19 protein-coding genes and 1 pseudogene are annotated in these 18,671 nt (G+C 62.3%); 13 read left to right on the plus strand and 7 right to left on the minus strand.

Features of this window, described 5'->3' with window-relative positions; translation table 11 throughout:
• Positions 1 to 56: 56 nt before the first annotated feature.
• On the plus strand, positions 57 to 749 hold the full coding sequence (locus ACMHLQ_RS12015) for a glutathione S-transferase family protein (protein ID WP_415405037.1): 693 nt from the start codon (positions 57 to 59) through the stop codon (positions 747 to 749).
• Here the strand turns inward: ACMHLQ_RS12015 and rnr are convergent.
• The 5 genes and pseudogenes from rnr to dapE all read right to left on the minus strand — a co-directional run bounded on the left by rnr (position 746) and on the right by dapE (position 5,159).
• Positions 746 to 2,998: a ribonuclease R gene (gene rnr / locus ACMHLQ_RS12020; RefSeq protein ID WP_415405038.1), complete on the minus strand. Its 2,253-nt coding sequence runs from the start codon at positions 2,996 to 2,998 to the stop codon at positions 746 to 748. The two genes, ACMHLQ_RS12015 and rnr, sit on opposite strands and share 4 nt — an antisense overlap.
• A gap of 32 nt (positions 2,999 to 3,030) precedes the next feature.
• Positions 3,031 to 3,378 (minus strand): TIGR04282 family arsenosugar biosynthesis glycosyltransferase, encoded by a 348-nt coding sequence (locus ACMHLQ_RS12025; RefSeq protein WP_415405040.1) that lies wholly within the window; start codon positions 3,376 to 3,378, stop codon positions 3,031 to 3,033.
• Positions 3,333 to 3,578 carry a hypothetical protein gene (locus ACMHLQ_RS12030; RefSeq protein ID WP_415405041.1) on the minus strand — a complete coding sequence of 82 codons (246 nt, stop codon included), beginning with the start codon at positions 3,576 to 3,578 and terminating at the stop codon, positions 3,333 to 3,335. The genes ACMHLQ_RS12025 and ACMHLQ_RS12030 overlap by 46 nt, the downstream gene beginning before the upstream one ends.
• 17 nt (positions 3,579 to 3,595) lie before the next feature.
• A complete protein-coding gene (locus ACMHLQ_RS12035; protein WP_415405042.1) occupies positions 3,596 to 4,018 on the minus strand; it encodes a GNAT family N-acetyltransferase in 423 nt (140 codons plus the stop codon).
• Positions 4,015 to 5,159, minus strand: a pseudogene (dapE, locus tag ACMHLQ_RS12040) (succinyl-diaminopimelate desuccinylase). Before dapE ends, ACMHLQ_RS12035 begins: the two are co-directional and overlap by 4 nt.
• 243 nt (positions 5,160 to 5,402) lie before the next feature.
• On the opposite strand from dapE, the gene ACMHLQ_RS12045 reads away from it, so the two are divergent.
• Both ACMHLQ_RS12045 and ACMHLQ_RS12050 read left to right on the plus strand, forming a co-directional pair.
• Positions 5,403 to 7,004, plus strand: a complete 1,602-nt coding sequence (locus ACMHLQ_RS12045) for a Hint domain-containing protein (protein WP_415405043.1) — start codon at positions 5,403 to 5,405, stop codon at positions 7,002 to 7,004.
• Positions 7,001 to 8,080, plus strand: coding sequence for a Hint domain-containing protein (locus ACMHLQ_RS12050; RefSeq protein WP_415405044.1), 1,080 nt, complete (start codon positions 7,001 to 7,003; stop codon positions 8,078 to 8,080). The genes ACMHLQ_RS12045 and ACMHLQ_RS12050 overlap by 4 nt, the downstream gene beginning before the upstream one ends.
• Here ACMHLQ_RS12050 and ACMHLQ_RS12055 read toward each other — a convergent pair.
• Positions 8,077 to 8,442 carry a hypothetical protein gene (locus tag ACMHLQ_RS12055; protein ID WP_415405045.1) on the minus strand — a complete coding sequence of 122 codons (366 nt, stop codon included), beginning with the start codon at positions 8,440 to 8,442 and terminating at the stop codon, positions 8,077 to 8,079. The genes ACMHLQ_RS12050 and ACMHLQ_RS12055 overlap by 4 nt on opposite strands.
• Positions 8,435 to 9,262: a 2,3,4,5-tetrahydropyridine-2,6-dicarboxylate N-succinyltransferase gene (gene dapD, locus ACMHLQ_RS12060; RefSeq protein ID WP_415405046.1), complete on the minus strand. Its 828-nt coding sequence runs from the start codon at positions 9,260 to 9,262 to the stop codon at positions 8,435 to 8,437. Before dapD ends, ACMHLQ_RS12055 begins: the two co-directional genes overlap by 8 nt.
• 121 nt (positions 9,263 to 9,383) lie before the next feature.
• Between dapD and ACMHLQ_RS12065 the strand changes: the two genes are divergently transcribed.
• From ACMHLQ_RS12065 to ACMHLQ_RS12110, 10 genes are all read left to right on the plus strand, one after another.
• Positions 9,384 to 10,226, plus strand: coding sequence for a TIGR00730 family Rossman fold protein (locus tag ACMHLQ_RS12065; protein WP_415405047.1), 843 nt, complete (start codon positions 9,384 to 9,386; stop codon positions 10,224 to 10,226).
• A gap of 177 nt (positions 10,227 to 10,403) precedes the next feature.
• Positions 10,404 to 11,402 carry an ABC transporter substrate-binding protein gene (locus ACMHLQ_RS12070; RefSeq protein ID WP_415405048.1) on the plus strand — a complete coding sequence of 333 codons (999 nt, stop codon included), beginning with the start codon at positions 10,404 to 10,406 and terminating at the stop codon, positions 11,400 to 11,402.
• Between the two features lie 58 nt (positions 11,403 to 11,460).
• A complete protein-coding gene (locus tag ACMHLQ_RS12075) occupies positions 11,461 to 12,234 on the plus strand; it encodes an ABC transporter ATP-binding protein (protein WP_415405049.1) in 774 nt (257 codons plus the stop codon).
• Entirely contained in the window at positions 12,231 to 13,106 is an 876-nt protein-coding gene (locus ACMHLQ_RS12080) for an ABC transporter permease (RefSeq protein ID WP_415405050.1), read from the plus strand. The genes ACMHLQ_RS12075 and ACMHLQ_RS12080 overlap by 4 nt, the downstream gene beginning before the upstream one ends.
• Positions 13,106 to 14,371, plus strand: a complete 1,266-nt coding sequence (locus ACMHLQ_RS12085) for a cytosine deaminase (protein WP_415405051.1) — start codon at positions 13,106 to 13,108, stop codon at positions 14,369 to 14,371. The genes ACMHLQ_RS12080 and ACMHLQ_RS12085 overlap by 1 nt, the downstream gene beginning before the upstream one ends.
• Positions 14,368 to 15,765, plus strand: coding sequence for an FAD-binding oxidoreductase (locus ACMHLQ_RS12090; protein WP_415405052.1), 1,398 nt, complete (start codon positions 14,368 to 14,370; stop codon positions 15,763 to 15,765). Before ACMHLQ_RS12085 ends, ACMHLQ_RS12090 begins: the two co-directional genes overlap by 4 nt.
• A 3-nt stretch (positions 15,766 to 15,768) precedes the next feature.
• The gene (locus ACMHLQ_RS12095) at positions 15,769 to 16,350 is read left to right on the plus strand and encodes an NAD(P)H-dependent oxidoreductase (RefSeq protein WP_415405053.1); all 582 of its coding nucleotides are present in this window, start codon (positions 15,769 to 15,771) and stop codon (positions 16,348 to 16,350) included.
• Position 16,351: 1 nt separating this feature from the next.
• The gene (locus ACMHLQ_RS12100; protein WP_415405054.1) at positions 16,352 to 16,978 is read left to right on the plus strand and encodes an NAD(P)H-dependent oxidoreductase; all 627 of its coding nucleotides are present in this window, start codon (positions 16,352 to 16,354) and stop codon (positions 16,976 to 16,978) included.
• Positions 16,975 to 17,895 (plus strand): isopenicillin N synthase family dioxygenase, encoded by a 921-nt coding sequence (locus tag ACMHLQ_RS12105; RefSeq protein ID WP_415405055.1) that lies wholly within the window; start codon positions 16,975 to 16,977, stop codon positions 17,893 to 17,895. The genes ACMHLQ_RS12100 and ACMHLQ_RS12105 overlap by 4 nt, the downstream gene beginning before the upstream one ends.
• On the plus strand, positions 17,892 to 18,668 hold the full coding sequence (locus ACMHLQ_RS12110) for a creatininase family protein (protein WP_415405056.1): 777 nt from the start codon (positions 17,892 to 17,894) through the stop codon (positions 18,666 to 18,668). Before ACMHLQ_RS12105 ends, ACMHLQ_RS12110 begins: the two co-directional genes overlap by 4 nt.
• The last annotated feature ends 3 nt before the right edge of the window (positions 18,669 to 18,671 follow it).

Here is an 18,671-nt window from a genome sequence, read left to right on the forward strand (position 1 = left end):
CAGTGCGGCGTATCTGGACGGCAGATGTTTCGATGGATGATTTGATGGAGGCAAAGATGCTCACACTGGTTACCTATCCCCCCGCATTTGGTCAGCCCAGCGGCAGCCCGTTTTGCGTAAAGGCCCTGTACCTGCTCAACCTCTCTGGCCTGCCATGGCAGCGCAAGGACACCCCCGATCCCCGCAACTGGCCCAAGGGCAAGCTGCCCGCGCTGTGGGTCGATGACGAAATCATCGGCGACAGCGACAACATCCGCGCCTGGCTGGAAGAACACGGCGCGCGGTTTGACGAAGGGCTAAGCGATCTGGACCGCGCCACATCGCGCGCCTTCATCCGCATGGCCGAAGAGCACATGTATTTTCACCTGGTCATGGATCGCTGGGGCGACAAGGCCGTTTGGCCCCTTGTTAGAGACACATATTTCGCGACAATCCCCACTGTCGTCCGCAAATTCATCACCCGTGGCATCCGCCGGGTCCTGCTGCGCGGCATGGATGCACAGGGCCTTGGCCGCCTTACAGCGGGCGAGCGGTTGGAACGGATCGAGCCGGATTTGGAAGCCATCACTCACCGGCTGTGGCAAGGGCCGTTCCTGTTCGGGGCCAAACCCACGGCCGCCGATGCCAGCGTTGCGGCGATGCTTGGCGCCATGGCCGCGACACCCGGCGGTACAGCCCTGTCGCGGCGGGTCAAGGAGGACCCGATACTGGTGGAATACATGGGCCGCGTGGCCGCAGCCCTGGGCTAGCGCCGCCGGCTCACCTTGCGCTTGACCTTGTCACCGCGCCGCTTGGATTTCACCGCCTTGCGGCGCGGGCTGCGTCCCGCAGGTGATTGGCGCCCCTTGGGCAAGGATTTTCCATCCAGTGCCAACAGCTCCAGCGCGATCCCACCCGTCACCGGCACCGCCTCGGCCAGCCGCACCGTGGCGCGCTGGCCCAGACTGATCGTCATGCCTGTGTCCGAGCCCATCAGCGTGTTGGCCTCGCGATCAAAGTGGAAATACTCTGCCCCGATGGCCCGCATCGGCACCAACCCGTCGGCGCCGCTGTCGTCCAGCTTGATGAAAATGCCGAACTTGGCAATTCCCGCGACGCGGCCCTCCATCTCATCCCCGACACGCTCGCTCAGATAGGCAGCCAGATAACGATCCGTCGTATCCCGCTCGGCCATCATCGAGCGTCGTTCGGTGTCAGAGATATGCGTGCCCGTCTTTTCCAGCGTTTCGATATCCTCGGGGCGCAGCCCGTCATTACCCCAGCCATGGGCCGAGATCAGCGCGCGATGCACGATCAGGTCGGCATATCGCCGGATCGGAGAGGTGAAGTGCGCGTAGTTCTTCAGCGCCAGCCCGAAATGGCCGAAATTCTGCGGCCCGTAATAGGCCTGCGTCATCGACCGAAGGGTCGAGATGTTGATCAACTCGGCATCGTCCGTACCCGCGGCTTGCGACAGCAGACGGTTGATGTGCGATGTCTTGAGGACCTGACCCTTGGCCAGGTTCAAACCGGCGGCATTGGCGGTTTCGCGCAAAGATTCCAACTTGTCTGGCGACGGTTCCTCGTGAACGCGAAAGAGCAGCGGAGACTCCTTTGCGATCAGGGTCTCGGCTGCGGCGACATTGGCCAGCACCATGAACTCTTCGATCAGGCGATGCGCATCCAGACGATCCTTGAAACTGACCGAGCTGACAGTGCCGTCGTCTTCCAGAACAATCTCGCGTTCGGGCAGGTCCAATTCCAATGGCTGGCGCAATCTGCGCGCCTCGACCAATGCGGCATAGGCTGCATAAAGCGGCTTCAAAACAGGCTCTAACAAGGCCGAAATACGCTCATTCGGCGCACCGTCTATCGCGGCTTGCACCTCTTCATAGTTCAGCGACGCGGGCGAGCGCATCAGACCACGATGAAAGCTGTGCCCGATCTTTTGCCCCTGCGCGTCGATTTGCATGCGCACGGCGATACAGGCGCGCGGCACCCCTTCGTGCAACGAACACAGATCCCCCGACAAGCGATCCGGCAACATCGGCACAACCCGGTCGGGGAAGTAGGTCGAGTTGCCGCGCTTCCGCGCCTCCCGATCCAGCGCAGAGCCGGGCGTGACATAGGCGGCCACATCGGCGATCGCGACCCAGATGACGTGACCGCCAGAATTCTTGGGATCATCATCCGCATGGGCGTAACAGGCATCGTCATGATCGCGCGCGTCCCATGGATCAATGGTGATCAACGGCATCTCGCGCAGATCTTCGCGCCCCTTCAGACCTTGCGGTTTTTGCGCATCCGCTTCGCCAATGACGTCGTCGGGGAAACTGTCGGGAATGCCGTGTTCGTGGATGGCAATCAGGGACACGGCCTTGGGCGCAGATGGGTCGCCCAACCGTTCGACAATGCGAGCGCGCGGCAAGCCGATGCGCGATTTGGGCCCGGCCTGTTCGGCCTCGACCAATTCACCATCCCGGGCACCCGCCGTGGCGTCCGAGGCGACCATCCATTCCTTGTCGCTGCCCTTGTCGATGGGCACGATCCGCCCGCCTTCCGCCCCTTTGCGGAAAATGCCCAGCAGGCGGCGCGGGTTTGTCCCGATCCGCCGGATCAGCCGCGCCTCGTAGTGATGATCATCGGCTTGCACCAGCGTCAGGCGCGCCAGAATGCGGTCACCCGCACCAAGGGCAGGGTCAGAGGCACGCGGGATCACGAGGATTTTCGGCTCAACGCCCGTCCCGTGCCACTCCATCGGACGCGCAAACAGATCGCCGTCACCATCTGGTTCCGAAACCAGCAAAACACTGACGGGTGGCAGGCGGTCCGGGTCCTGATAGGTCTTCTTGCGCTTCTCGAGGTGCCCTTCTGCCTCCAGCTCTTTTAGCAGCCGCTTGAGGTCGATCCGCGCCGCGCCCTTGATGCCAAAGGCCTTGGCGATGTCACGCTTGGCGGTAAGGGTCGGATTGGCGGCAATCCAGTCGAGGATTTCAGGTTTGGTCGGGATACGCGTCATGGAATCTGAGGTAGCACGGGGGCCACGGGGCGTCATCGCAAATCGTCGACCGTATCCACATCCGCAAGGGTTTGAACATAAGCCACCCGATTGGCACCCAGCGCGGCCACACTATCGGCCAACGCGTGAGAGGTTGACCACCGCACGCCATCCAGCGCGTTTATCCGCAGTTTAGAGCCTGTTTTGACCCCAATCAGCCAGTAGCCACCATCAGGCGCAGGGCCGAACACCGCATCATGCTTACCGAGCGCTGAAAACGCCTCCGCCACAAATTGGCGTGTAATTCCCGGAATATCCGCACCGATCACGCACACAGGCCCACCGGCCGCGCGCATCATGCGCACCATCCGGTCACCAAGGGTGCCACCCCCTGGGGCCACCGCATGAAATGACGGGGCCAGACGCGGCTGGTCGGCCCGTCGATGTCGGGGGCAACGGCCAAGACGACCCGCCACCTTGGGTCTTCGATCCTGCGCAGCAGCCGCGCCACCTGATGCCGGAACCACCACGCCGCCGTGACCATACCAATGTCCCGCCCCAGGCGCGTTTTGACACGGCCTGGGCGTGGCACTTTCAGCATGATGACGAGGGTTGGCCTCAAAGGGCCCGTTCCATGTCACGGTGGGGAATGCCTGCGTCGTCATAGACCGGGCCAAACGCTTCAAAACCCAGCTTTTCGTAGAAAGACAGCGCATGCGTCTGCGCGCCCAGCTTGGCCTTGGTCAGGCCGGGTTGGGCACGGGCGACGTCCAGACACGCCTCGATAATCGCAGCACCGAGCCCCGTGCCACGCCCCTCTTTCAACACGCAAACACGCCCGATCTTGGCCATGTTATCGGTGACAAGAATGCGGGCGCAGCCCAACGGCGCGCCGTCGAGTGTTGCAAGCACATGCAGTGCCTCGCCATCCCGGCCATCCACTTCCTCGGCTTCGCTCACACCCTGTTCCTCGATGAAAACAGTGCGCCGCAAGGCGAGGCAGGTGGCGATGTCATCGGTCTGCGAAATCACCCAATTCATGCGAAATAGTCTCTCAATATGCGCGCATAGATGGATTTGAGCTGTTGGATATGTGCGATGCGCACATGCTCATCCACCTTGTGCATCGACTGCCCGACAAGGCCAAATTCGACCACAGGACAGTGATCTTTGACAAAGCGCGCATCAGACGTGCCGCCCGACGTGCTGAGGACCGGGGCAACCCCCGTCTCGGCCTCTACCGCGCGGGCGACGAGGTCGGACAGCGGGCCGGGCGGCGTCAGAAAACTCTCGCCAGACACCTTGATGCGCACCGCGATGTCGACGTCAAAATCCGCTGCAACCTCATCGGCCTGTGCCTGCAACCACTCTGACAGACTCTGCCCGGAATGCAGATCATTGAACCGGATGTTGACGGCGGCACTTGCCTGCGCCGGGATTACGTTGGTGGCCAGATTGCCCGTATCCACCGTCACAACGGCCAGGGTCGATGGATCAAAGTGATCGGTCCCTTCGTCCAGCGTGTGGCTAGCCAATTGATCCATCAGGCGCATCATCGGGTTCAGCGGATTTTTGGCGCGGTGCGGGTAGGCCGAATGCCCCTGCACCCCGGTCACGGTGAACCAGGCCGTCATTGACCCGCGCCGCCCGATTTTCATCATCTCACCCATGGTGTCGGGGCAAGTGGGCTCACCCACCAGACAAACACTCATCTGTTCACCTGCCCGCGCCATTTGGTCCAAAAGGACAGTCGTGCCATCCTGCGCATCCCCTTCCTCGTCCCCTGTAATCGCGATGATGATGGCACCATCAGGGGGGTGTCGCGGGCAAGATCCACAGCAGCAGCAACAAAGGCCGCAACGCCGGACTTCATGTCTGTGGTGCCGCGGCCATACATGATCCCGTCCGTAACTTCGGCGCCAAAGGGCGGCCTGGTCCAGGCGGCCGCGTCCCCCACAGGCACCACATCGGTGTGACCGTTGAACCCGAAGGTACGCGGATGCCCCTTGTCACCCCAGCGTGCGAACAGATTGCGAATGCCCCCGCGATCGGCCCAGGTGCATGCAAACCCGGCCTCCGACAACAGGTCATGCAAAATGTCGAGCGCCCCTGCATCCGCAGGTGTCACCGACGGGCAGCGCACCAATTCGGCAGTCAGGGCAACGGGATCAACGGGCGGCATGCAGGCTCCTATCCTCAGGTTGTGGCGAAAAGGACGCGATTCCAGCCTCTTGCCGCCACAAGAGAGTTAACAGGCCATTAATTCCTGTGCTAGGGTCGGGACAATAATATGACCCGAGGCAGGGCATCAGCAGTTCGGTCGCCAACGTGCGGCCACCTTTGTGCGAAAAACAGCACGACTTGACGCGCGGACCAACCGCGCGCGCTGAAACCGTTCTGCCGTCTACATTGGGGTGGGCAGGATATGGTAGCGGCATCGGAACTTCCGATCGAAACGGTGCGCGAAGGCGTGGACGCCACACAAATGGCGAGCACGATCTTCGGCAATGGCGTGCAGGTTGTCTCGGCATCCTACACAGGCGACATCGACAGCGCCGGCATCTACACGGACGGGAATGCGACATCGCCCGGCGTGACACCGGGCGACACGGGTGTGATCCTGTCGACGGGCAATGCCGAGAGCTTTACCAACTCGTCAGGATCGTCCAACCAGTCCAACAGCACCTCGACCAACACCTCTGGCCAGAACAACAACAGCCAGTTCAACGCAGCCGCGGGCGCGCGCACCTATGATGCGTCCTATCTGGATGTGGATTTCATCCCGACAGGCAACGTGATGACGATGCAGTTCACGTTCAGCTCAGAGGAATACCCGGAATTCCAGAACTCCATCTACCAGGATTTCGTCGGCGTCTGGGTAAACGGGCAATTCGTGGAAATGGACGTGGGCAACGGGGACACCGACCCCGGCAACATCAACACGACCAACAACATCAACATGTATGTCGACAACACCAATGACGACTACAACACCGAGATGGACGGGTTCACCATCACGCTGAGCCTGACGATGTTCGTGACGCCCAACGTGGTCAATTCGATCCGGATCGGTATCGCGGATGTCAGCGACAATCGCTACGACTCGAACCTCTTGATCGCGGGCAATTCGGTGCAAACCAGCCTTGTCGCGATTTCTGATGATGTGAACGTTTACCCGGACGGAACGACCTCGTTCAACGTGCTCAACAATGACATCAGTCAAACCGGCTCAACGCTGACGATCACGCATATCAATGGGCAACCCGTCAGCTACGACCCGCTCACCGGGATAGGAACCACGATCACCCTGCCGACCGGGCAGCAGGTCACGATTGGCCCCAATGGCCTGCTGACCGTGGTCGGTGACGGGGACGAAGAAGACTTCAACTTTACCTATACAATTACCGATGGAGTCGACACCGACACCGGGTTTGTCAACGCCACGTCCATCCCCTGCTTTGTTGCGGGCACTCTGATTGCCACGCCAGATGGCGATGTGCCCGTGGAAACGCTGCAACTGGGCGATCTGGTGATCACGCAAGATGACGGCGCACAACCGCTGCGTTGGATCGGAACCCGTGAGGTCAAGGCCGAGGCCGACTTTGCACCAGTCCTCATTCGCGCGGACACATTCGGAACGCATGGAAATGTCATGGTGTCCCCGCTGCACCGGGTGCTGATCCGCGATTCACTGGCCGAGTTGCTGTTTGGAGAATCCGAGGTGCTGGTGGCGGCCAAGGATCTGGTGAACGACCGATCCGTTACGCGGAAAACAGGTGGCCATGTCACATATGTCCACCTGATGTTTGACCGCCATCAAGTCGTCTTTTCCGAAGGTCTGGCGACCGAAAGTTTCTTGCCCGGACCGCAAACCACAAAGAGTTTCGAAACGCAGATCGTGGACGAGATTTGTGCGATTTTCCCGGAGTTGGACCCACAAACGGGCGATGGATACAGCCCGTCAGCGCGGCGCACTCTGCGAGGATACGAAGCCGACCTGTGGCGCAAGGCACGGACTGCCGCGTGAACTGGATCGGCCTCACCGACCATGAAGGCGGGCGCTTTGCCCCCTCCGGGCTGGGCCCGGATCCCACCGAGTTGCCTACGGGCACCCTGATGGAACGCGGGACCCTGATGTTTGAAACGCAGGTGGCTGGGCACGTGCGCCCGCATGACCTGCTGGGCATGACACAGCATCTTCCCTGGGCGCGCGAGGTGATCTTTCGCGCGATCCCCGGTGGCGGCATTGCGATGGTGCAGCGCAACGATGACGACATCACACATGCGGCCATCCGCTGGGTCGGCGACGGGCGCGCCCACACCCTGCGCGTGACTTATGCGTGGGACGCGCCGTCGGGTTGGGCACGGCTGGCCCTGGAACAGCCAGAACGCGCCCGCGTCGTGACAAATCGCGTTCATGCGCCCAAACCGCTGCGGGCCGAAATCCTGCGCGACATGATGTTGGGTAAAGGGGCGCGAGCACTGTCCAAAGAGGTGCTGTTCGGGGCCGTCGCCTCTGATATTGCGCCCATCGGCCCGATGCCCAGCCTGCATCCCGCCACACCTGTGGCGACCCCAACCGGCTATCGCGCCGCCGGTGACTTGAATCGTGGCGACACGGTTGTCACCAATACGGGCGCCATCGTGCCCGTCCTGCACAGTGTGCGCCAAACTGTTCCAGCGCGGGGCAGCTTTGCCCCTGTGCGCCTGCATGCCCCTTACTTTGGCCTGACGCGCGACATCGTCGTCGCCCCCGAACAGCGCCTTGTGCTGCAAGGGTCCGAGGTTGAATACATCTTTGGTCAAGAGGCTGTGCTGGTGCCCGCCCGACATCTGGTCAATGGCTATGCCGCGACTTGGACAGCGCCCAGCGCGGTTGCCGACTACGCGCAGGTTGTACTGCCTGGCCACGAGGTTCTGATCGCGGCTGGCTGCGCTTTGGAAAGTCTCTATATCGGGCGTATTCGCCGACAAAAGGACCGTCTGAACGCAAGCGTTCTGGCCCATGTGCCCAGCCGCTTGTTGCCCGAACACGCGCGGCCCATCCACCAGGTCCTCCGCCCGTTCGAGGCGATCACCCTGATCGACCAACGCGCCGCCTAGGCGTCGTCTTCGTCGTCCTCATCTCCGAAGAACGGGGTCATCTGCGCGACGATCACGGCGTTTTCGTCCAGCGCGCGCTGCATCAATGCACGCTCATCATCGCCAATCTCGTGCCCCTCCGCCTCACGCTCGGCCAATGTGCCGTAGCCCGAGACATCCAGCGGCGCGGTGTCGGCCTGTTTGAGCAGCGCCACGGTTTCGCGCACGGCCTCCGCCTCGTCCACACCGCTGGCAAAACACATCAGCGCCGCGCCCGTCGCGCCATCGGGCAGCCCATCGCCTTCCTTGCGCCCGATCTGCACCACGAGGGTGTAGACCTGCTGGCGCGACGGCTTCTTGGGCTTGCCCGCCTTGTCAGTCACGCAACAGCTCGTTGATTGATGTCTTGGAGCGGGTGCGCTCGTCCACGCGCTTGACGATGACGGCGCAATAGAGGTTCACGCCGTTCTTGGACGGCATCGACCCTGCGACGACAACCGAACCCGAAGGCACTTCGCCATACATGACCTCGCCGCTTTCGCGATCCACGATCTTGGTCGACTGGCCGATGAACACGCCCATGCCCAGAACCGAGCCTTCGCGCACGATGCAGCCCTCAACCACTTCGGAACGGGCCCCGATGAAGCAGTTGTCTTCGATGATGGTCGGGCCCGCCTGCATCGGCTCAAGCACACCGCCGATGCCCACGCCACCCGACAGGTGCACGTTCTTGCCGATCTGGGCACAGCTGCCCACGGTGGCCCATGTGTCGACCATCGTGCCCTCGTCGACGTAAGCACCGAGGTTCACAAAGGACGGCATCAGCACAACACCGGGCGCGATAAAGGCCGACTTGCGCACCACGCAGTTCGGCACCGCACGGAAACCCGCCGTCTTCCATTGGTTGTCGCCCCAGCCCTTGAACTTGCTGTCGACCTTGTCCCACCAGCCGCCGCCCTGAGGACCGCCATCCTGCTGTTCCATGTCCTTGATCCGGAACCCCAGCAAAACGGCCTTTTTCGCCCACTGGTTCACATGCCAGTCGCCGCTGTCCTGCTTTTCCGCCACGCGCAGTTTGCCGCTGTCCAGCGCGTTCAGCGTGTCCTCGATCGCGTCGCGCGTTTCGCCGGTCGTGGCTGGTGTGATCGTGTCGCGGGCGTCCCACGCGGCTTCGATTGCGGTTTCAAGCTGAGCGTTCGACATACCCGTTCCTCCAAATTTGTCGCGGCGCTTAGACAACAATCCCGGCCTCCTTGCAATCACATCTGGGCAAGGGGCACGGACCGCGCTACGCCTTGGGACAGCCCTCAAGGAGCACGTGAATATGAAAGACGACCGGCACAGCCCATTTCGTGACGCACATATGGACCGCAAGGCGGCAGAGGGTGTGCCCGACACGCCCCAGACCCGCTCACCCTCTTATGGCCTCGCCTTTGCCGATCCGGAATTCCTGTGCCGCGACGAATTGCGGCCCGTACGCCTGCAACTGGAACTGCTCAAACCCGAGATGTTGATGAACGAGGCGGGGATCGAATCCACCATCGTTCTGTTCGGCGGTGCCCGCATCCCCGATCCCGTCAACAAGGACAAGGCGCGCACCCAGACCCTCGCCGACCTGTCGCATTTCTATGACGAGGCGCGCACCTTTTCACGGCTCATGACCGAGAAATCCATTGCCAGCGGCGGCACCCAGAATGTCGTTGTCACAGGGGGCGGCCCCGGCGTGATGGAGGCGGGCAATCGCGGCGCCTATGATGCCGGTGGCGCCTCCATCGGGCTCAACATCGTGCTGCCCTTCGAACAGGCGCCCAACGCGTATGTCACGCCCGACCTCAGCTTCAACTTCCATTACTTTGCGATCCGCAAGATGCACTTTCTCATGCGCGCCCGCGCGATCTGCGTGTTCCCCGGCGGGTTCGGCACATTGGACGAGTTGTTTGAGTCCCTGACCCTGATCCAGACCGGGCGGATGGAGCGCGTGCCCTTCCTGCTGTTTGGAAAGGCGTTCTGGGAAAAGATCATCAACTGGGATGCGCTGTCGGATGCGGGCACAATCTCGGCCGATGACCTGGATCTGTTCCGCTTTGTCGATTCTGCCGAAGAAGCTGTTGAAATCCTCGACAACTGGGGCCCGACCGAGAAACGCGGCGAGGTACCAGGCCGCTGATCTTGCGTATGTGACGGCGGCCCAAGCGGCTTTTGTCCAGAAAAGAGGCAAACAGGGCGCTTGTGCCCGTTTGATGCGCACGATTCGCGCGTTGCGTGTATACTGCAAACATATGTGTTCCCAAGACACAGCCCGCCCCGAACACTGACCAAGTTTCACGAAGCGGAGGTTTGAAGGATGCAGAAATTGTTTGCAGTCGGCGCGGTGTGCGTCGCAGCCACAGGCGCGTTTGCCGATGGGCACGCCAAGAAGGTGGTGTTTGCCACGAACTGGCTGGCGCAGGCCGAACACGGTGGGTTCTATCAATCGGTCGCCGACGGCACCTATGCCGCCTGCGGTCTCGACGTCGAAATCATCCCAGGCGGCCCCCAGGTGAACAACCGCGCGCTGATGCTGGCAGGCAAGGTCGATTTCCACATGGGCGGCGACATGCTGCAAGCCTTCAACGCGGTCAAGGAAGGGATCCCCGTCGTCATCGTCGGCGCCACGTTCCAGAAACACCCGCAGGTCATCATGGCCCACCCGGGCAAGGCCGAGACGTTCGCAGACCTCAAGGACCTCACGTTGCTGATCGGCGACAACGGGTTCACGAGCTACTACCAGTGGATGATCAACGCCTACGGCTTTACCGCTGAACAGCGCGAACCCTACACTTTCAACCCCGCCCCCTTCATCGTGGACGAGACCAAGGCGATGCAGGGCTACCTGTCGTCCGAACCCTACCTGGTCGAGAAAGAGGCCGGGATCAAAGCGGACGTGTTCCTGATCGCAGATGCGGGGTTCTCTTCATATGCGACGACCATTGAAACCATGGCCTCGACCATCGAGGAAAGCCCCGAAGCGGTCGAGTGTTTCGTCGATGGGTCCGCCAAGGGGTGGTACAACTTCCTCTACGGTGACAACGCTGCGGCCAAGGAACTGATCCTCGCCGCCAATCCGGACATGTCCGCCGACAAGATCGAATTTGCCATCAACATGATGAACGACCGCGGAATCGTGGATTCGGGCGACGCGCTTGAATCGGGCATCCTGACGATCAACCCGGACGTGGTTGCGGACTTCTATCAGAAGATGGTCGATGCCGACGTGATCGAGGATGGGCTGGACATCGCGGCCGCCTACACCACAGACTTCGTGAACAAGGGTGTGGGCATGGACCTGAAACCCGCAAACTGATCTTGATATTCCGGGTTGGCGGCGCTGCGGCCAGCCCGGACGGGAAAGAAGCCCAGTCATGCAAGACATCACAACGCGCTCGGACGTGCTGCGAGTGGAAAAGGTCGACAAGACCTTTCATGGCGGCGTCGTAGCCCTGCAAGGGCTGTCGCTGGACGTGCGCACGGGCGACTTCATCTCGCTCCTTGGTCCCTCGGGCTGCGGCAAATCCACGGCGCTGCGGCTGATTGCGGGCCTCTTGTCCCCCACCAATGGGCGCATCACCTGGACGGGCGATCACGGCCCCGGCGATCTGGGCGTGGTGTTTCAAGAGGCGACGCTGATGCCTTGGGCCACAGTCGCGCAAAACGTCTGGCTGCCCTTTCGGCTGCGCGGCATGACCTACAATTCGGTCAAGGACGAGGTGCTCGAGGCGCTGCGCCTTGTCGGCCTCGAGAAGTTCCAGAACTCCTATCCGCGCGAGTTGTCGGGCGGAATGAAAATGCGCGTCTCCATCGCGCGAGCCATGGTCACCCGGCCCCGGCTGATCCTGATGGACGAACCCTTTGCCGCGCTGGATGAAATCACGCGCTTTCGCCTCAACAACGATCTGCTGGCGCTTAAAGAAAAGATCGGCTGCACCGTCATCTTTGTTACGCACTCGGTGTTTGAATCGGTGTTTTTGTCGGATCGCATCATCGTCATGGCCGCCCGCCCGGGCCGCGTGATCCGCGAACTCGAGGTTGGCGCGCCCTATCCCCGGGACGAGGCGTTTCGCACCTCTGCCGACTATGCCGCCTATTGCCGCGAAGCGTCGGACGCGCTGCACGAAGCGATGGGGGAACCGGCATGAGCCTGACAGACAGCAAACCCATTCCCGCACCACCGACCGACGCCGCCCCCCTCGACGCTGAGGAAACCAACCGCCTGCGCCGCGCCCGCATGGACCGGATTGGCAAATGGACGCTGCCCGTTGTTGTCCTTGTCGTCATGCTGGTCCTCTGGGACCGGATCGTGGCGTGGAACGACATCCCCCACTACATCCTGCCCGGCCCCGGCCTCGTGTTCGAAACCCTGATCAAGGACTGGGCGATCTTGTTTGACGCCTTGTTAGTGACTGTTCAGATCACATTGATGGCCCTCGCCGTCGCTGTTCTGGGCGGTGTCGGCCTTGCCATCCTGTTCACTCAATCGCGGTGGATGGAGATGTCGTTTTACCCCTATGCCGTCATCCTTCAGGTGACGCCCATCGTCGCCATTGCGCCGCTGATCTTTATCTATGTCGACAGCCGCATCGCGGGCCTGCTCCTTTGCGCGTGGCTCGTCGCGTTCTTTCCGGTGCTGTCCAACACGACGCTCGGCCTCAACTCTGCCGATCACGGATTGCGCGATCTGTTCCGCATCTATGGCGCGACCCGCTGGCAACGGCTGCGTTACCTGCAACTGCCCTCCGCGCTGCCCTACTTCCTCGGCGGGCTGCGCATCGCCGGGGGCCTGTCGCTGATCGGGGCTGTGGTGGCGGAATATGTGGCGGGCACCGGCGGCATCGGCTCGGGCCTCGCCTTCCGTATTCTCGAGGCCGGGTATCGCCTGAACATCCCGCGCATGTTCGCCGCCCTGATCCTGATCGCGGCCACGGGCGTCATCATCTTTGCCTGTCTGTCCTACCTCAGCCACATGCTGCTGCGGAAATGGCACGAAAGCGCGCTGAAGCGGGACGGATGATGGATTTTAGAACGCTGCCCGATGGCCCCATTTGCCTGAAGAACGTCACCGTGCCCGGTCACCTCATGGGCGCGGCAAGCGATCTTGTCACCTGCGATCTGTCCATTGCCGACGGCCAGATCGCGCCCGGCGGCGGCACACCGATCGAGATGGGCGGGGCCATGGTGTTCCCGACCTTCATCGACATGCACACGCATCTGGACAAGGGGCACATCTGGGGGCGCGCGCCCAATCCCGATGGTACTTTTCCCGGTGCGCTCAGCACCGTCAGTGCCGACCGCGTCGCCAACTGGTCGGCAGAGGATGTGCGCACAAGGATGCAATTCGCCCTGCGCTGCGCTTATGCCCACGGCACAGGCGCCATCCGCACACATCTGGATTCGATCCCGCCGCAGGACGATATCAGCTGGCCCATCTTCAAGGAACTGCGCGCAGACTGGGCGGGCCGCATCGCCCTGCAAGCTTCGTGCCTGATCGGGTGTGACCGGATGGAACTGGACGGTGCCTTCCGCCACACCGCCGATCTGGTGGCCGATGCGGGCGGTGTTCTGGGCATGGTCGCCTATCCCGTGCCCGACCTTGCCGAGCGGGTCGAGGGATTTCTGCGCCTCGCCATGGACCATGGGCTTGAGGTCGATTTCCACGTCGACGAGACCATGGATGCCAGCAGTGAAACACTGCGTCTGATCACAGAAACAGTTTCTAAATTAGGCTTTTCTGCCCCCGTCACCGTCGGCCATTGCTGTTCGCTGTCCACGCAAGACGAGGCGCGCGCGCTCGACACGCTTGATCTGGTGGCGCAGGCCGGCATCAATGTCGTGTCACTGCCCATGTGCAATCTCTACCTGCAAGACCGGCATGCAAACCGCACTCCACGCAACCGGGGCATCACCCTTGTTCACGAGATGAAGGCGCGCGGCATCAACGTCTCTTTCGCCAGCGACAACACACGCGATCCGTTCTACGCCTATGGCGATCTCGACATGCTCGAGGTGATGCGCGAGGCGACGCGGATCGGGCATCTGGATCACTCCGACCCGGACTGGAGCAAGGCGTTCCTGACCAACCCGGCCAAGGCCTGCGGCTTCGATACCCCCTCGCTCAACCCCGGCGCGCCTGCCGATCTGGTGATCTTCAAGGCGCGGTCTTGGACCGAACTTTTCGCCCGCCCGCAATCGGACCGCATCGTGTTGCGCGCAGGCAAGGCGATTGACCGCACCCTGCCCGACTACGCCGAACTCGACCACCTTATGGAGGCCACATGACCGACATCGCCGCAGCCAAGGCCGCCCTGTCCCACCTCGATATCGGGGACAGCGCCGCCAACATCCGCGCCTCGAGCCGTGACTTTTTCTGGTACTCGCCCGTGCTGAAAACCCGGCTGGACCACGTGGTCGCCGATTTCGTTGTGCGCCCGCGCGACGAGGGCGAGGTGATCGACGTGCTCAAGGCCTGCTATGCCCACAATGTCCCCGTCACGACACGCGGCGCGGGCACCGGCAACTACGGGCAAGCCATGCCGCTGGCGGGCGGCTGCGTGATGCACCTCAAACACATGGACAAGGTCAAAGAGGTGCATCCGGGCCGCGTTATCTGCGAACCCGGCGTGCTGCTGAAGGACCTTGATGCCCATTGCATCGCGCAGTCTGGCCAAGAAATCCGCATGTTCTCCTCCACCTGGGCGACGGCCACCATCGGCGGGTTCATCGCCGGGGGATCGGGCGGCGTCGGGTCCTGCACATGGGGGTCCCTGCGCGATCTGGGCAACATCATCCGCCTGCGCGTCATCACGATGGAGGAAGAGCCCCAAGTGCTCGACTTCACCGGCGAGGAACTGGCCCGCGTCAGCCACGCTTATGGCACCAACGGCATCATCACCGAGATCGAGATGCCGCTGGCCCCCGCCTATGAGTGGGTCGAGATGTTCGTGACATCCAAGGACTTCGGCGCGGCCATGGCGCTGGCCAGTGACCTCGCGAATGAGGATGGGATCCTGATCAAGCTCGCCAGCTTGTACGAGGCACCGACCGCGCACGCCTATTTCCAGCGGGTCAAACCGCATGTCAGCGACGACGACCACCTGCTCGGCCTCATGGTCGCACCGCAATCGATGGACGGGTTCCTGACGTTCCTCAACCGGCGCGAAGGCATGTCGCTGATCTACCGCTCGGACGATCACGATTGGGACCGCGGGCCGGGCCGCGTGTTCGAATATGGCTGGAACCACACGACGCTGCGCGCGCTCAAGGTCGATCCGTCGATCACCTATCTGCAAGTACGCTACGCCTTCCCGGATCACATGGATCTGGTCGAACGGATGCGCACCGAATTCTCGCCCGAAGTGCTGCAACACCTCGAAGCGATCCGGATGGAGGGCAAGGTGGGCTTTGCCGGTCTGTCCCTCGTCAAATTTACGAGCGAGGAGCGGCTGGACGAGATCATCCGCATCCACGAGGACGCAGGCGCGCTGATCTTCAACCCGCACCGCTACACGCTTGAGGAAGGCGGGCGGCAGACGGTCGATGATCGGCAATTGCATTTCAAGCAGCAGGCTGATCCCAAGGGCCTGTTGAACCCCGGCAAGATGATCGCGTGGGATGACCCGGACTGGGGCTATGACCGGATGTACGCCTATCCCAAGCTGCAAGTGGCGGAGTAGGCGATGGCCCGTGCGCTGGTCCTGTTCGCCCATCCCTGCCCCGAGAGTTTCTCGGCCGCGCTGCACACAGCGACAGTCGACGCGCTGACCAAAGGCGGGTGGGAGGTGGACGATTGTGATCTAAACGCCGAAGGGTTTTCCCCCGTTCTGACCGAGGCCGAGCGGCGGGCCTATCACGACGAACCCAACAACATCGCGCCGGTGGCCGACTATGTGGACAGGCTGCGCGCGGCGCAGGCGCTGGTCATGGTCTTTCCGGTTTGGAACTTTGGCTATCCCGCGATCCTCAAGGGCTTTCTCGACCGCGTCTTTCTACCCGGTGTGTCGTTCAAACTGGTGGACGGCAAGGTGCAGCCGAACCTGACCAACATCCGCAAGCTGGCGGCCGTGACGACTTATGGCGGCACGCGGATGCGCGCGATCATGGCGGGCGACCCGCCGCGCAAATCGGTGCGGCGCGCGGTCTGGCACGTGTGTCGCCCTGACACCATGAAATACCTCGCGCTATACGATATGAACCGGGCAACGGACGCCCAGCGCGGCACCTTTCTCAACCGCGTTACCCATGAGATGGAGGCACTGTGACATGAAGGCGCTTGTCGTCTACTGCCACCCAAGGCCCAACAGCTACACCGCCGCCGTGCGCGACACGGTGATGGACCGCCTGTCCGATCACGGGGCCGAGATACGGCTGATCGACCTTTACGGCGCCGGTTTCAACCCGGTCATGACCGCCGACGAGCATGAGGCATATGAGGACGAAACCGCAAATACCCGCGGGTTAGAGCCACATATTGTCGATCTGCAATGGTGCGACACGCTGATCTTTGTCTATCCGACCTGGTGGTACGGGATGCCTGCTGTGCTCAAGGGTTGGCTGGATCGCACCCTCGTGCCGGGGGTTGCCTTTCACCTGCCCAATGAGATGCACAAGAACATCCAGCCGGGCCTGCCCAACATCACCCGCCTCGGCGTGTTCACCACCTGCGGGGCCAGCCGGTGGCTGACATTCATGATCGGCTCGCCCGGGCGACGCACCCTGCTGCGCGGCTTTCGCCTGATCTGCGCGGGCCGGTGCAAGACGACCTTCGCTGCGCATTACTCCATCGACAGCTCGACAGCGGAAAGCCGCGCGGCTCACCTTGCCAAGGTCGCGGCAAAGATGGATCGTTTCATCGGCCCCAAACCCACCCGACAGGAGGCGCGCGCATGATCCCCCTTATCGACTGGGCACAGAACGACGTGGACCCCGCTGGCTTTGCCGCCGAAGTGGGCACGGCCTGCCGTCACACCGGCTTTTTCGTGCTGCACAACCACACGGTGCCGGAACAATTGCGGGCAGATGTCTTTGCCCAGTCAGACGCGTTCTTTTCCCTGCCCCGTGCGGAAAAGGCCAAGGTGTCGATCCTGAACACGCCGCATTTTCGCGGTTGGGGCAAACCGGGCGATGAAAGCCTGGATGAAAACAGCCCGCTGGTCGACAGCAAGGAGACGTTCAACATCGGCTTTGACCTGCCTGCCGACGATCCCCGCGTTGTGGCCGGTGCGCCCTTTCGCGGGGTGAACCAATGGCCCGATCTGCCCGGTTTCGCCGACACGATGCTGGCCTATTACGATGCGGCACTGGCGCTTGGCGTCGCGATCCACCGCGCCTTTGCGCGCGACCTTGGCCTTGATCCCGACCACTTTACATCTGCCTTCGATGGTCCGCTGGCCGCGTTGCGCCTGCTGACCTATCCGCCGGGCACTGGAGCAAAGAATGAGATCGGGGCGGGCGCCCACACCGATTACGGGGCAATCACCCTGCTGATGACCGATGGCGAACCGGGCTTGCAGGTTCAGCCACGGGGCGGCGACTGGATCGACGTGCCCCATGTCGAGGGCGCGTATATCGTCAACATCGGTGATTGCATGATGCGCTGGACGAACGACATCTACGTCTCGACTCCGCACCGCGTGTTGCCGCCCAAGCGCCAACGCCGATCGGTCGCGATGTTTATCGAGGCAAACCCCGACACGATCGTGCAGGCCCTGCCCGGCACGGGCACGCCCAAATACCCGCCGATCCGCGCCGCCGATTACCTGATGTCCCGGCTTGATGCGACCTATGCCCCCAAGGAGGTCTCATGACCCGACGCCTCGATTGGGCCGACTACCGGTTCGCGGAATTCCACGACATCGACCCGATGGACACCATCGCGATCCTGCCCACCGCCGCCATCGAACAGCACGGACCACACCTGCCGGTGGGTACGGACACGATGATCGCGACGGGCATGCTCGACCAGTTGCGGGCCACATGCCCCGACGATCTCGACATTCGCATCCTGCCCACGCAAGTGGTGGGCAAGTCCAACGAACATCTCTGGGCGACGGGGACATTGACGCTGACAGCGGCCACGGCGCTACAGGCGTGGACGGAAATCGGCCTGTCCGTCGCGCGCGCAGGGGTGCAGAAAATCGTGATCGTGAACAGCCACGGTGGCAATCTGGATCTCGTCTCGATCCTCAGCCGCGAATTGCGGGTGCGGGCGGATATGCTCGCCGTGAAATGCCAGTGGGGCGGTTTTGGCACGCCGGAGGGCATGTATACCGACCATGAAAAGGCCCACGGCATTCATGGTGGGGACGTGGAAACGTCTCTGATGCTGGCCTTTCGGCCCGAAACGGTCGTCATGGGTGCGGCGCGCGACTTCCGCTCGACCGCGGAACACACGGCCATCTCTCCCATTGGCCCGATCAGCTATGGCTGGATCGCGTCCGATCTGTCGGATGCAGGCGTCGTTGGTGACGCCAGTCTGGCCACGGCCGAGAAAGGGCAAGCCACAGCCGCCCATCAGGTCGCGGGGTTCATCGACCTGCTGCGCAAGGTCAAAGCCACGCCGCTGTTTAATAAGAGCTAAGGC

Source organism: Tateyamaria algicola, from assembly GCF_047715485.1.
Lineage (GTDB): Bacteria > Pseudomonadota > Alphaproteobacteria > Rhodobacterales > Rhodobacteraceae > Tateyamaria.

What these genes read in the sequence shown, in the direction of transcription:
- ACMHLQ_RS12100 (WP_415405054.1), top strand. Translation starts at nt 16,352, where the DNA reads ATGAAGGCGCTTGTCGTCTACTGCCACCCAAGGCCCAACAGCTACACC.
- ACMHLQ_RS12090 (WP_415405052.1), top strand. Translation starts at nt 14,368, where the DNA reads ATGACCGACATCGCCGCAGCCAAGGCCGCCCTGTCCCACCTCGATATC.
- ACMHLQ_RS12075 (WP_415405049.1), top strand. Translation starts at nt 11,461, where the DNA reads ATGCAAGACATCACAACGCGCTCGGACGTGCTGCGAGTGGAAAAGGTC.
- ACMHLQ_RS12095 (WP_415405053.1), top strand. Translation starts at nt 15,769, where the DNA reads ATGGCCCGTGCGCTGGTCCTGTTCGCCCATCCCTGCCCCGAGAGTTTC.
- ACMHLQ_RS12085 (WP_415405051.1), top strand. Translation starts at nt 13,106, where the DNA reads ATGGATTTTAGAACGCTGCCCGATGGCCCCATTTGCCTGAAGAACGTC.
- ACMHLQ_RS12105 (WP_415405055.1), top strand. Translation starts at nt 16,975, where the DNA reads ATGATCCCCCTTATCGACTGGGCACAGAACGACGTGGACCCCGCTGGC.
- dapD (WP_415405046.1), bottom strand. Translation starts at nt 9,262, where the DNA reads ATGTCGAACGCTCAGCTTGAAACCGCAATCGAAGCCGCGTGGGACGCC.
- ACMHLQ_RS12080 (WP_415405050.1), top strand. Translation starts at nt 12,231, where the DNA reads ATGAGCCTGACAGACAGCAAACCCATTCCCGCACCACCGACCGACGCC.
- ACMHLQ_RS12065 (WP_415405047.1), top strand. Translation starts at nt 9,384, where the DNA reads ATGAAAGACGACCGGCACAGCCCATTTCGTGACGCACATATGGACCGC.
- ACMHLQ_RS12030 (WP_415405041.1), bottom strand. Translation starts at nt 3,578, where the DNA reads ATGCTGAAAGTGCCACGCCCAGGCCGTGTCAAAACGCGCCTGGGGCGG.
- ACMHLQ_RS12035 (WP_415405042.1), bottom strand. Translation starts at nt 4,018, where the DNA reads ATGAATTGGGTGATTTCGCAGACCGATGACATCGCCACCTGCCTCGCC.
- ACMHLQ_RS12070 (WP_415405048.1), top strand. Translation starts at nt 10,404, where the DNA reads ATGCAGAAATTGTTTGCAGTCGGCGCGGTGTGCGTCGCAGCCACAGGC.
- ACMHLQ_RS12045 (WP_415405043.1), top strand. Translation starts at nt 5,403, where the DNA reads ATGGTAGCGGCATCGGAACTTCCGATCGAAACGGTGCGCGAAGGCGTG.
- ACMHLQ_RS12110 (WP_415405056.1), top strand. Translation starts at nt 17,892, where the DNA reads ATGACCCGACGCCTCGATTGGGCCGACTACCGGTTCGCGGAATTCCAC.
- rnr (WP_415405038.1), bottom strand. Translation starts at nt 2,998, where the DNA reads ATGACGCGTATCCCGACCAAACCTGAAATCCTCGACTGGATTGCCGCC.
- ACMHLQ_RS12015 (WP_415405037.1), top strand. Translation starts at nt 57, where the DNA reads ATGCTCACACTGGTTACCTATCCCCCCGCATTTGGTCAGCCCAGCGGC.